We start from the raw sequence: 12527 nt of genomic DNA, 5'->3' as shown, positions 1-12527 counted from the left end.
CCCCGACGAGTACATCACGAACATGAAAACGGCCTATCCGGGTTATTCTGGCGATTTCCTCCTCGGTCTTGCAAAAGAATACTGGGATAAATAGACGCGACAGTCTGGGAGAGCGAGCGCTGCCCGCTCTCCGCTTATTCCTGTTCCCGCCACCGCTCTTGACAAAGGGCAGCCGTGCTCCCAGATAAGGGCTTGGTCGCAGGCACCAGCCTTCCGCAGTTTCCTTGGAAACATGGTGAAGTCCTGTCACAGATATTGATTTCTGTAGAAACTCCGCGTCACGCGCGGATGGCAATGCGGGACCCATCCAGGTTCGCTGTTGGACGCGCAGTGGAGCAGAACTATGCCCAATACCCATATGTCCTTGCCGCGCCTCGATGATGCCAAGGCACAGGCAAAACGTCTTCGCACCCAGCTTCAAGCAGATGGTACTGCTATCAGCCACAGTAAATCACTGGAGCTGATTGCCAGTCAATTTGGCTATCGCGATTGGAACACGTTCCATGCTGCCGCCGGTAACCAGTCAGAAAGTGAGTTTGCGCTTGGCGAAAAGGTCTCTGGCAAATATCTCGGCCATGTCTTTACCGGTACCGTGATTTCACTGGAAACTATCAATGGCCAAGGCTGGAAACGCATAGGCATCGACTTTGACACGCCGATGGATGTTGTCACCTTCGACAGCTTTTCCTCCTTCCGGAAACGCATTCACGGGACCATTGGTCCGGATGGGCACACGAAGGAAAAAACTTCAGATGGCCAGCCGCATTTGCAGTTGAATATCTGATCGCAATCAAAGGCCCGCTTCTATGAGCGGGCCTTTTTACTTTCGTCTTCAGTCACCGCTCCGTCATGATCAGGCGCATGGCGAGACTTGCAAAGATCACGCTGGCGACCTTGTTCATCATGGCTTGAGCCCAAGGTGAGCGCTGCAAAAACCCTCCAAGCGTACCGCCACCAATGGCAACAGCCCCAAACACCAAAAGCGTTGCGACCACGAATACACCGCCAAGCGCAATGATCTGCAGCGCGACAGGCCCTCTGACCGGATCTGCGAATTGCGGTAGAAACGCCAGAAAGAAGATCGCGACCTTCGGGTTGGTGATGTTCATTACAACACCGCGCAAATAGAGCTTTGGAAGAGGCAAACGCGGTTGCTTGTTGTCCGCGATATCCGAGGCCCCTGCCCGCCACGCGCCAATCGCGAGATAGAACAGGTATCCGGCTCCGGCAATCTTCAGGGCCGTGAAGGCCAGCGCAGATGTTTGAAAGATCGCGGCCACGCCCAGCGCAACGGCTGCCGTATGCACGAAGATGCCTGAACACAGGCCAAGTGTGACAACAATGCCCGCCAGACGGCCATAAAGGGCGGATTGGGTCAGAACGAAAATATTGTCTGGCCCCGGAGCTGCGCCTAGTGCCAGCGAGGCGACAAAAAAAAGGCTCAAAACATCAAACGGAATCATACGCCAAACTTACCTTTAAAAATCAACTTTAAAGGCAAGGTTGACCATGTCTTCCTCGGGTGGTCAATCCCCTCTCCGCCCTCCTTCTTTGGTCCAACCCACGCCTTTGTGATGGCTGATCGAGTGTTCGTTCAAACCTCCACTCGATAAGATTCTGAAAACGGGAGGGGACAATGCGGAGAATTTTGATCGGGCTATTGTTGTGCTTTTCAACGGCTGCACAAGCTGAAGCACAAGAAGGGTCAGCAGCTGAGGCGTTAATTGGCACCAAGACAGTTCAACTCACTGACGGGAAATCCGAAGGAACCACCATCGGCACGATCTCCTTTTCACCGACAGACGACGGCGTCGAATACTTACTGTCGTTAAAAGAAGAAGCGTTTGGCGATTACTTCCTCTCCATGCGTCCGTTCAAATGCGTGGCCGGACCGGAAAAACACTGGTGCCATGTTCCCTATCCTTATGAGAACCGCCGGACCTTGATCGGAAATGATCTCACCGACCTTGAGTATGACCTTCTCTTCATCTGGAAGGGCGCTACTGACTACGGCATCAACATGTGGAACGGGGTCTACTACAAACTTAAACAGGAGAAAGGTCGCTTCATCGGACGTTTGCATGAAGTGGACATGGACCGACTGGCAGTCCCTCCAAGCGAAGGCGAATTACGTCCGCTCAAAGCAAAACATCTGGAAGAAGGTGATCCGGACAGCCATTGGTTTCCAATGATTATCATCCAGTAGAATTTCCTCGGTGCCTTGGAAGCCACTTGGGACCAGATGAACGCTGGCTGAACGACACTTTCAGCGTTCTGCAACGTCAGTTTTGGCATATACTCAGCATGTTTCATCAAGAGGTCCTTTGAACCATGCGTCTGTTACCACTCGCTGCACTGGCCGCTCTGCTGTCGTTCCCCGCACAGGCAGAGGGACTTTATGTCAAATACCATGTCAATCTGATTGGAGTGAAAGTCGGCGAAGGCCGGTTGAGCATGTCGTTTTCAGGTGACAGCTATTCGCTGAGTGGCAGCGGCAACATGGCAGCCTTTGGAAGGCTGGTATCAGACGCACAGGCCACTGTCTCCGCCAAAGGGACGGTTTCAAACGCCACCGTTAAACCAAGCGTTTTCAAAATGGACGCGGTTGGTGAGGGCAAGCCGAACAAGGTGAACTTGGCCATGAACAAAGGGACCGTCACATCGCGCTCCGTTCACCCGAAACAGGACAAGATGGATCAACGCATCAAGCTGACCAGCGCGCACCAAAAGGGCATTGTTGACCCAATGAGTGCCTTGGTTTTCCCTGCGCCGAAAGGCATGCATCCGGAGAGCTGTAACAGAACGCTGAAGATCTATGATGGCCGTGAGCGCTATGATCTGGTCATGAAGTACAAGCGCCAATATCGCCATAAGGGCAGCCGCAAAAACTATTCCGGGCCAATGCTGGTCTGTTCTGCGCAATACAAGCCCATTGCTGGCCACCGCCCGAACCGGAAAACGATCAAAGACTTGCAAGCCAATCGCTCCGGTGAGGTGCATTTGGCGGAAATCAAAGGCCAACCGTATCTGGTTCTCTACAAGGCGAGTCTAGACACCCCGGTCGGGCATGCCTCCGTCACATCAGTGCGAATGAAACCCACCAAGTGACCTGATGGCCGGGCAGTTACAGACTGCCCAGCCCTGTATCAGATATCCTTTACCAGCCGCAAAGCGTCATAGATCGCCGCATGCGTGTTGCGGGCCGAAACAGCATCGCCAATGCGGAACACCTGAAACCGGCCGTCCTGATTGCGCTCATGCGCTTGGGGCTGGCCGTCGATCAGGGCGTCATAGTCCACCGCCCCACCGTTGGAAGATAGTGGCTTCAAATCAAAATAGAGGTCAGCCAGTGGCATGGTGCCGTAATTCACGATCACATGGTCGTAGTGTTTTTCGGACTGGAGGTCGCTGTAATCCGTACCGATTGTCGCCTTAAGGCGATTTCCATCGCGGACCACATCCAGTAGCCGACGGGTCACGGTGAAGGTGACATCCTTGTCCTGCAGGTTTCGCATATAAGGCACCAAGTTCATGGCCATGATGTCGGGCGCGAAGGTTCTGTCCGGGGTCATGACCTCCACGGATGCACCCGCATTGGCGGCGATTTCCGCTGCCATCAATCCGGGATGGTCGCCGCTTTCATCATAGATCAGCACGCTGCCTGTTGGCTTCACATCTCCGGCGATCACGTCCCACGCCGTTGCAACAACTTCATTGTCCTTGCCGGTTTCAAACAGTTCCACATTCGGGTAGCCGCCGGTTGCAATGATGACGACATCCGGGTTCAGGCTAGTGGCATCCTCTGTCTCCGCCCATGTGTTGAACCGAAACTCGACACCCCGCGCCGTACATTGCTCCATGCGCCAGTCGATGATCGAAATCATTTCCCGCCTTCGGGGAGACTGCGCCGTCAGCCTTACCTGCCCACCGGGGTCCGGTTGCGCCTCGAACACGGTAACATCGTGGCCACGCTCTGCGGCCACCCTTGCCGCTTCCAGACCACCCGGCCCTGCCCCAACAACAACGACCTTCTTTGTCGTAGCAGACGGCTCCACCACATGCGGCATGGTGAGTTCGCGGCCAGTTGCCGCGTTGTGCATGCAAAGAGCCTCACCGCCTTGATAGATCCGGTCCAGACAATAGGTCGCGCCGACGCAAGGACGAATGTCATCCTCCCGGCCCTCAACAATCTTTCGCACGATATGCGGGTCTGCCATATGCGCACGTGTCATGCCGACCATATCGAGAAGCCCCGCTGAAATCGCATGGCGTGCGGTGGAAACATCCGGGATTTTCGCCGCATGAAAAGTTGGCAATCCGGTTGCCTTCTTCACCTCACCGGCAAAGTCGAGATGTGGCGCATTTTTCATGCCTTGAACCGGGATCACATCGGTCAAGGCGGGGTCTGTGTGGATGCGTCCGCGAATGACATTCACAAAGTCAATCAGCCCGTCATCCCCTTGCCTTTTGGCAAAGGCGAACCCCTCAGAAGGAACAATACCGCCATCTGCGGCCTCATCAGCCACAAGGCGAATACCCACGATAAAATCGTACCCAACCCTCTCGCGAACTGCCTTGATCACCGCCGTTGGAAACTGGGCTCGCGTTTTTGCGCTTTCACCCCCGTAAGACCCGTCCAGATCATTGGTCAAAGGTGATAAAAACTGGTCAAGTAAGTGACCGTACATTTCCAGCTCGACACCATCCATGCCCCCTGCTTTCATGCGTTCGGCGGCATCGGCGTAATCCTTGATGATACGCTCCAGATCCCAGTCTTCGGCAAGTTTCGGGAAGGCTCTGTGCGAGGGTTCGCGATGTTTGGTGGACGAGACAGACGGCAGCCAGTTGCCCTTGTTCCAGCCGGTGCGCCTGCCCAGATGCGTTAGCTGGATCATGATCGCCGCACCTTGCTCATGACAGGCATCGGTCATCTCGCGGATCCAGGGCACCACCTCGTCCTTGTAGGCCAGAATGTTATTGAACACCGGCGGACTGTCCTTGGAAACGGCAGCTGACCCAGCGGTCATGGTCAGTGCAACACCTGCCTTTGCCCGCTCTTCATGGTACGCGCGATAACGTGCCTTAGGCATGCCGTCTTCCGGATAGGCCGGTTCATGCGCGGTGATCATGATCCGGTTGCGAAGGTTAAGGTGCTTAAGCTGAAACGGTTGCAAAAGGGGATCGTTGGACATGACGTAATCCTCAGTACCAAGCATCTTCCATGGAGGACTTCTTGCGATCCATGAAATCGCGGATCGCTTCATCTACCGCCTCATCAATGGGCGGCGCCTCATAATCGTTCAGGATTTGCTTCCAGCGCTGATTGGCTCGTTGGGCAGCATCAATGCGCCCGGTTTCAGACCACGTTTCATAGGTCCGATCATCATTGAAACCACTGTCCCAATAGGCCGTTTCATAGTGGCGCAGCGTGTGTTGGCTGCCGAACAAGTGCTCCCCCGGCCCCAGTTCCGCAAGCGCCTCAAATCCGAGCGTATCTTCATTGACCTCAAAGCCCTTGAGATAAGCGTGCAACGCTCCGGCGAGGTCACAGTCCATGATGAATTTTTCATAAGACATGGACAACAGCCCATCGAGGAACCCGGCTGAATGCAGGATGTAATGCCCGCCGGCTTGCACGGCAGACATCATCGACATCATGCCCTGTTGCATCGCCTGCCCGTCCGGGGCCTTGGATGTGGAGAAATTGCCCGCAATGCGGAGCGGAAGGTTCAGCCGCCGTGCCAGCTGCCCAATCACCAGCGAACCAAGTGCCGGTTCAGGCGTGCCGAATGTGGGTGAGCCGGACCGCAACGACATGGACGACAAGAAGCCCGCGATAATAACCGGCGCACCGGGGCGCACCACCTGAGCCAGCGCAGCTGACGTCATGGATTCGGCCATGCACTGCGCCACGGCACCCGGCATTGTGAGCGGTGAGACTGCGCCGCCCAGCAAAAACGGCAAATGGACCGACCCTTGCCCGGCAGCTGCATAGGTGCGAATGCCCGCAGCGCTTACCCCGTCCAGCACCAAGGGCGAGGTCGTGTTGAAATTGCCCATGATCACGCAGTTCTGGTCGACAAACTCCTCGCCAAACAACAGGCGACACATTTCGACACTGTCCGCTGCGCGTTCTGGTGCCGTGATAGAGCCGAGAAATGCACGATCTGAATAACGGATATGGGAATAGACCATATCCAGATGCCGCTTGTTGACCGGAATATCCGTTGGCTCGCAAATGGTGCCACCGGAATGGTGCAGCCACGGCGAAGACTGGCCCAATTTGATCAGATTCTGAAAGTCCTTGAGCGTGCCGTATCGACGCCCCTCTTCCATATCCATGATGAAGGGAGAGCCATAGGATGGAGCGAAGACGGTGGCATCCCCACCAATTTCCACGGTGTTGGCCGGGTTCCGCGCATGTTGGGTAAAACGTGCGGGCGCGGTCTTCAAAATCTCCCGCACCATGCCAGGTTCGAACTTTGCCCGCCAGACGGTGGCAGACTGCTCTATCACATCAGCTCCTGCCTCCCGGAACAAGCGGGCAGCCTCGGCATCCTCCCGGATTTCAATCCCGATTTCCGCAAGAATCCGGTCGGTGGTCGCCTCGATCTTTTGCAGCGCTTCTTCATCCAGAAGCTCATAAGGAGGAATGCGCCGGGTGATAAACGGTGTCTTCAGCGTTGGGTTCTGGCCCGGTTCGCCCGAGCGTTTCGCCTTGCCAGCCCCCCTGCGCGATCGCCTCGCCGACTTTTCTGCAACCACCATATGCCTTCCTCCCTCAAAGCGACACTTGACATTAGCGACTACAAAATTGACACCTATGTCAAGTTACTTGTTCATGCATGACGAAATTGCTACTTGAGGGATATGGAACAGGCGAACACACAACGCGGCTCGGAAGCCATCTGGCTGGAAGCTGCCTATGAAATCCTCACAGACAGCGGCGTCGAAGCGGTCAAGGTAATGCCGCTTGCCAAGAAGCTTGGCCTGTCGCGAACAAGTTTCTATTGGCATTTCAAAGACCGGGACGCGCTTCTTGAAGCGATGATTCAAAAGTGGGAAGAGAAAAACACCGGCAACTTGATCGCCCGTGTTGAGGCCTATGCGGACACCATCGTGGAGGCCATGTTCAACCTCTTTGACTGCTGGATTGATGACACGATGTTTGACGCCGATCTCGATCTCGCGATCCGCAACTGGGCGCGCAATGACCCGGCTTTACATGAACGTCTGGATAATGCGGACAAGCGGCGTCAAAATGCGCTCTATGCCATGTTCATTCGCTTCGGTTACGCAGAAACAGAAGCTCGTGCCCGAGCTCATACCGTGATGTACACGCAGATTGGCTATATCTCGATGAAGATCGAGGAAGACCGCTGGACCCGGATTGCAGCCATGCCAGAGTACGTGAAAATTTACACCGGCAAACAGCCAACCTCTGCCGATATTGAGCGCTTCATGAGCCGGCACAGAACGTCCCACCGCCGTCCTCGCCTCACAAACCTTGGTAGCTGAGACCGGTATCAATTTCCGGATCGATGCCCCCTTGGCGCTGTCCCAAACTCCAGGCGGTAGGCCCGCGTCATCGCGCTGGCATCTTGATAGCCGCAGCGCGTGGCGATTTCGGCAATGCCAAGGGTCGTTAGCTCAACGAGACGGCGGGCTTCGCGCAGGCGAATGGCCTTGTAGACGCGGGCCGGAGTCAGGTCCATCTTCTGACGGAACCGGTCTTCCAGCTGTCTTTGCTCGATCTTGAGCACTCTTGCCAGATCGGGGATGGAGAGTGGTTCTTCCATGTTCTTGCGCATGAGCGTTGTCGCGCGGTGGACAATTGCGTCAGATGTTTTCAGCGCTTGCATATGGCCGGGGTCTGGCCTTTCGCCGTGCATAAAATTGGCCGCAACTTCCAGAGCCAGCATGGGGCTGTGATCCCGACTGATAAGGTCCAGCACCAGCTCAAAGGCCGTTGACGCGCCGCCACAAGTCGCAACTCTCCCGTCCAATACAAAACGGTCTGGCACCACGTCCACTGAAGGAAAGGCCTCGCCAAACCGGGCGATCTCATCCCAGTGGATGGTCGCCTTGCGGTTGTACAGCAGTCCCGCCGCGGCCAGCAACCATGCACCCGTATCCAGACCAACAATCGTGGCGAACCGTCGCAAGGCCGCGCGCAGGATTTCGCTCATGCGCGGCGTGGCATAGCCCAGAAACCCGTAGCTCGGCATGACAAACAGGATGTCTCCTCGCTCGCCATTCTTGCCCCAAGCATCTGTCTGAACCGGCAACCCACTGGATGAAGTGATAGTTCCACCGGCAAGACTCAAAAAGGTCCACTTGTATAGGGACTTGCGGGCAATCGTGTTCGCCGCCCGAAATGGCTCGATGGTGTTTGCAAGGCAGTGATTGGAAAACTCATCAAACAGCAAAACCGAAATTTCCTGTTCAACTTGCGGATTTTCACTTTTCTGCATGAATTATCACCAAACCTGCATGATATGCTTCTGAGAGTTGTCTCACTCTTGTCAAAGTTACGCAAGAGGAGTGCGGCATGCAGTTTGGTCTCAGCGAAGAACAGGAGATGATCGTTTCGACGGTTCGTTCCTTTGTTGAAACAGAGATTTATCCGCATGAGGAGATGGTCGAGAAAACCGGGCAAGTGCCGCATGAGCTGGGGCTAGAGCTCAAACAAAAATGCATCGACCTTGGTTTTTACGCCTGCAATTTCCCTGAAGAGGTTGGCGGTGGCGGCCTTAGCCACATGGATTTCACTCTTGTTGAACGCGAATTGGGGCGCGGCTCCATGGCCCTCACCCATTTCTTTGGCCGCCCGCAAAACATCCTCATGGCCTGCGAAGGCGAACAGCGTGAGAAATATCTTCTGCCAGCTGTGCGCGGCGAAAAAATGGATGCGCTGGCAATTACCGAGCCGGATGCCGGGTCGGATGTGCGCGGCATGAAATGTCAGGCCGTGCGCGATGGCGGCGACTGGGTGATCTCAGGCTCCAAGCACTTCATCTCTGGTGCTGAACACGCGGATTTCTTTATCGTTTTCATCGCGACCGGCGTCGATGAAACGCCAAGAGGTCCAAAAAAGCGGATTACCTGCTTCCTGGTGGATCGCGGCACACCGGGCTTTGAAGTGCGCGACGGCTATAACTCCGTCAGCCACAAGGGGTACAAGAACTACATTCTGTATTTCGACAAATGCCGCCTCCCCGACGCGCAAGTTTTGGGCGAAGTCGATGGTGGCTTTCAAGTGATGAATGAATGGCTTTATGCCACACGCCTAACCGTGGCCGCCATGAGCGTTGGCCGAGCCCGCCGCTGCTTTGACTATGCGGTCAATTATGCTGCCGAGCGCAAGCAGTTCGGCGAGGCAATTGCCCGCTTCCAAGGTGTCAGCTTTCAGATCGCGGACATGATCACCGAGATCGATGCAGCGGACTGGCTGACCCTCGCTGGTGCCTGGCGACTTGATCAAGGCCTTCCCGCCAACAGGGAGATCGCCAGCGCAAAACTCTATGCCACGGAAATGCTGGCCAATGTCACGGACACGACGTTACAGATATTCGGCGGCATGGGCCTGATGGACGACTTCCCCATCGAGCGCTTCTGGCGCGATGCGCGTGTGGAACGGATCTGGGATGGCACCAGCGAAATCCAGCGCCACATCATCAGCCGCGATATTTTCCGGCCCATGGGTGTGTGAAACCCATGCCGCCGCTAAACCGCTTGCTCCGTCCCAAATCCATCGCTGTTATCGGCGGCGGGACGTGGTGCGAACAGGTGATCGAGCAGAACCGGAAATTTGGGTTTTCGGGCGAGATTTGGGCCGTGCACCTAACGCGGACAGAGGTTGCCGGAGTTGCTGCGTTCCAATCGATCAACGAGTTGCCGGGTGCACCGGACGCTGCATTTGTCGGCGTCAATCGCCATGCCACCATTGATGTTGTTCGCGCGCTTTCGGACAAAGGGGCTGGCGGTGCAATCTGCTTTGCTTCCGGCTTTCGGGAAGCTTCCGCAGAACTTGAAGATGCAGGCGACCTTCAGTCAGCGCTGGAAGACGCTGCCGGATCCATGCCGATCCTCGGCCCCAACTGCTACGGCCTGTTGAATGCCACTGCCAATGTCGCGCTTTGGCCAGATCAGCATGGCCTTGTTCCGGTCAAGCGCGGTGTCGCGATTGTCTCCCAGTCTTCCAACATCGCCATCAATCTGACCATGCAATCCAGAGGTCTGCCGACTGCAGCCGTTGTGACTGTTGGCAATCAAGCGCAGACGGGCCTGTCTGACATTTGCTCTGCCCTTTTGGCTGATGATGCCATTTCGGCAATTGGTCTCTTCATAGAAGGACTGGATGACCTAAAGGCATTTGAAGCCTTTGCTGAACGAGCGCGACTAGCAGGAAAACCGGTGGTTGCTCTGAAGATTGGGCGATCCGAACAGGCGCAAGCGGCCACAATCTCTCACACGGCGTCGCTCGCAGGAAGTTCGGCAGGAGCATCTGCCTTGTTCCGTCGGCTGGGCATTGCAGAAGTCACGAACCTTCCAACCCTTTTGGAAGCCTTGAAACTGGCGCATGCGGTCGGCAGATTGCCAAACACTCAAGTAGCGTCGCTCTCCTGTTCGGGCGGCGAAGCCAATTTGATGGCCGATACGGCAACCGGACGTAAAATCAGCTTCCCCGCCCTCTCCGACCATCAAAAGGCGAGTTTACGGAATGTACTTGGCCTCAAGGTCGCGTTGGCCAATCCATTGGACTATCACACCTATATCTGGGGTGATGTTGATGCGATGAGCCGCACCTTTTCTCACATGGTCGACGGAGGAGCCGAGCTCGGACTTGTCGTGCTCGATTTTCCACGGCCCGATAGGTGTTCGATGGCCGAGTGGATGAAAGTGATCGACGCCGTTGAGCAGGCCAAGTCGATCACCGGAAAACCATTCGGTATCCTCAGTTCCCTGCCAGAGACCATGCCGGAGACGATTGCTCAGGATCTGCTTGAGCGGGGAATTGTTCCACTTTGCGGCTTTGACGAAGCGCTCTCAGCCATCGAAGCTCTGGGGTCTCTTGCCCCCCAAACTGCCGCCCCCCTTCATTCAGTGCCGCCTGCAAATGACATCCGAACAATGAATGAGGCAAAGTCTAAAGCGTTGCTTAAAGATCACGGCGTTCGCATCCCGGTAAACAAGTCAGCATCAGGCGCTGACGAAGCCGCTGACGTTGCAAAAGCCATTGGCTTTCCGGTTGTATTGAAGGGCACGGGCATTGCTCATAAGACTGAGGCCGGGGCAGTTATTCTGGGCCTAACGGATCGGGCGGCGGTTCAGGAGGCGGCAAACAGAATGCCGACAAACCAGTTCCTTGTTGAAGAAATGGTGACCGGGACAATTGCCGAGCTGTTGATTGGTGTGGTGCGTGATCCAGCGCACGGCTTCGTCCTGACGTTGGCCGCTGGTGGCGTGCTCACCGAACTTCTTAAAGACAGTGTCTCTTTGCTGGTGCCCAGTTCCCGAGAAGCAGTTCGTGAGAGCCTGCTTTCCTTGAAGGTCGCGCGGCAGCTCACCGGCTATCGGGGCCAGCCTGCTTGTGATCTAGATGCCGTTCTCGACACAATAGAGGCCGTGCAGGCCTGTGTGATGGCACATCCAATCGAAGAAATTGAAATCAACCCGCTTTTGTGCGGACCGGACTTTGCAATTGCCGCCGATGCATTGATCCGGTGTGGAGGACAAGATGACGGATAATCCGATCAAGACAGAACGCCGGGGTCATATTTTGGAGGTCACGTTGGACCGACCAAAGGCCAATGCGATTGATCTAGCCACAAGCCGCATCATGGGCGATGTGTTCACGGAATTTCGCGATGATCCGGAGCTGCGTGTTGCCATTATCACTGCGGCTGGAGAGAAGTTCTTCTGCCCCGGCTGGGATCTGAAGGCAGCTGCTGACGGCGATGCGGTGGACGGGGACTATGGAGTTGGTGGCTTTGGCGGTTTGCAGGAGTTGCGCGGTCTCAACAAGCCAGTGATCGCAGCGATTAACGGCATTTGCTGCGGCGGCGGATTGGAGCTGGCCCTATCTGCCGATATCATTTTAGCGGCAGAACACGCCACATTCGCCCTACCGGAAATTCGCTCGGGCACGGTCGCAGATGCCGCCAGTATCAAGCTGCCCAAACGCATTCCCTATCACATTGCCATGGAAATGCTGTTCACCGGTCGCTGGCTTGATACGGAAGAAGCCGCCCGCTGGGGACTGATCAACCACATCTATCCAGCAAGCGACTTGATAACTGAAGCCCGCAAGCTGGCTGAGCTTCTCGCCTCCGGTCCACCGCTTGTTTATGCGGCAATCAAGGAAGTTGTGCGGGAAGCAGAGGACATGAAGTTTCAGGATGCAATGAACCGCATCACCAAGAGCCAGTTTGCAACTGTCGAAAAACTCTACCGCTCGGAAGATCAATTGGAAGGCGCCCGCGCCTTTGCCGAAAAACGCGATCCGGTCTGGAAAGGCCGATAAG

The 12527-nt window shown here is 55.7% G+C and carries 11 protein-coding genes; 7 read left to right on the top strand and 4 right to left on the bottom strand.

Annotated elements, in window-relative coordinates:
• Positions 1 to 343: 343 nt before the first annotated feature.
• Positions 344 to 784, top strand: coding sequence for a glyoxalase superfamily protein (locus TRICHSKD4_RS23165; RefSeq protein WP_009469426.1), 441 nt, complete (start codon positions 344 to 346; stop codon positions 782 to 784).
• A 52-nt stretch (positions 785 to 836) separates the two neighbouring features.
• Here the strand turns inward: TRICHSKD4_RS23165 and TRICHSKD4_RS23160 are convergent, their stop codons facing one another.
• Positions 837 to 1463, bottom strand: a complete 627-nt coding sequence (locus tag TRICHSKD4_RS23160; RefSeq protein ID WP_009469425.1) for a LysE family translocator — start codon at positions 1461 to 1463, stop codon at positions 837 to 839.
• Between the two features lie 173 nt (positions 1464 to 1636).
• Between TRICHSKD4_RS23160 and TRICHSKD4_RS28585 the strand changes: the two genes are divergently transcribed.
• Positions 1637 to 2206 (top strand): hypothetical protein, encoded by a 570-nt coding sequence (locus tag TRICHSKD4_RS28585; protein WP_009469424.1) that lies wholly within the window; start codon positions 1637 to 1639, stop codon positions 2204 to 2206.
• A 125-nt stretch (positions 2207 to 2331) separates the two neighbouring features.
• On the top strand, positions 2332 to 3108 hold the full coding sequence (locus tag TRICHSKD4_RS23150; protein ID WP_009469423.1) for a DUF3108 domain-containing protein: 777 nt from the start codon (positions 2332 to 2334) through the stop codon (positions 3106 to 3108).
• A gap of 38 nt (positions 3109 to 3146) precedes the next feature.
• Here TRICHSKD4_RS23150 and TRICHSKD4_RS23145 read toward each other — a convergent pair whose 3' ends face one another.
• Together TRICHSKD4_RS23145 and TRICHSKD4_RS23140 are read right to left on the bottom strand one after the other, a co-directional pair.
• Positions 3147 to 5192: an FAD-dependent oxidoreductase gene (locus TRICHSKD4_RS23145; RefSeq protein ID WP_009469422.1), complete on the bottom strand. Its 2046-nt coding sequence runs from the start codon at positions 5190 to 5192 to the stop codon at positions 3147 to 3149.
• Positions 5193 to 5202: 10 nt separating this feature from the next.
• Complete coding sequence (locus tag TRICHSKD4_RS23140) at positions 5203 to 6768, bottom strand: trimethylamine methyltransferase family protein (RefSeq protein WP_009469421.1); 1566 nt, start codon at positions 6766 to 6768, stop codon at positions 5203 to 5205.
• Between the two features lie 102 nt (positions 6769 to 6870).
• Here TRICHSKD4_RS23140 and TRICHSKD4_RS23135 point away from each other — a divergent pair, with 102 nt between their 5' ends.
• Positions 6871 to 7518, top strand: a complete 648-nt coding sequence (locus TRICHSKD4_RS23135) for a TetR/AcrR family transcriptional regulator (RefSeq protein ID WP_009469420.1) — start codon at positions 6871 to 6873, stop codon at positions 7516 to 7518.
• A gap of 8 nt (positions 7519 to 7526) precedes the next feature.
• Here the strand turns inward: TRICHSKD4_RS23135 and TRICHSKD4_RS23130 are convergent, their stop codons facing one another.
• A complete protein-coding gene (locus tag TRICHSKD4_RS23130) occupies positions 7527 to 8474 on the bottom strand; it encodes a GlxA family transcriptional regulator (protein ID WP_009469419.1) in 948 nt (315 codons plus the stop codon).
• Positions 8475 to 8551: 77 nt separating this feature from the next.
• Here TRICHSKD4_RS23130 and TRICHSKD4_RS23125 point away from each other — a divergent pair, with 77 nt between their 5' ends.
• Genes TRICHSKD4_RS23125 through TRICHSKD4_RS23115 form a run of 3 tightly spaced genes read left to right on the top strand, consistent with a single transcriptional unit; the run spans position 8552 to position 12526 of the window.
• Positions 8552 to 9712 (top strand): acyl-CoA dehydrogenase family protein, encoded by a 1161-nt coding sequence (locus TRICHSKD4_RS23125; protein ID WP_009469418.1) that lies wholly within the window; start codon positions 8552 to 8554, stop codon positions 9710 to 9712.
• 5 nt (positions 9713 to 9717) lie between these two features.
• Complete coding sequence (locus tag TRICHSKD4_RS23120; protein ID WP_009469417.1) at positions 9718 to 11751, top strand: acetate--CoA ligase family protein; 2034 nt, start codon at positions 9718 to 9720, stop codon at positions 11749 to 11751.
• Positions 11741 to 12526, top strand: coding sequence for a carnitinyl-CoA dehydratase (locus TRICHSKD4_RS23115; protein WP_009469416.1), 786 nt, complete (start codon positions 11741 to 11743; stop codon positions 12524 to 12526). The genes TRICHSKD4_RS23120 and TRICHSKD4_RS23115 overlap by 11 nt, the downstream gene beginning before the upstream one ends.
• The last annotated feature ends 1 nt before the right edge of the window (position 12527 follow it).

It is taken from the genome of Roseibium sp. TrichSKD4 (assembly GCF_000148725.1).
Taxonomy (GTDB): Bacteria; Pseudomonadota; Alphaproteobacteria; order Rhizobiales; family Stappiaceae; genus Roseibium.
The sequence above is the reverse complement of the archived record's forward strand: the minus strand, read 5'-3'. Positions and strand labels throughout refer to the sequence as shown.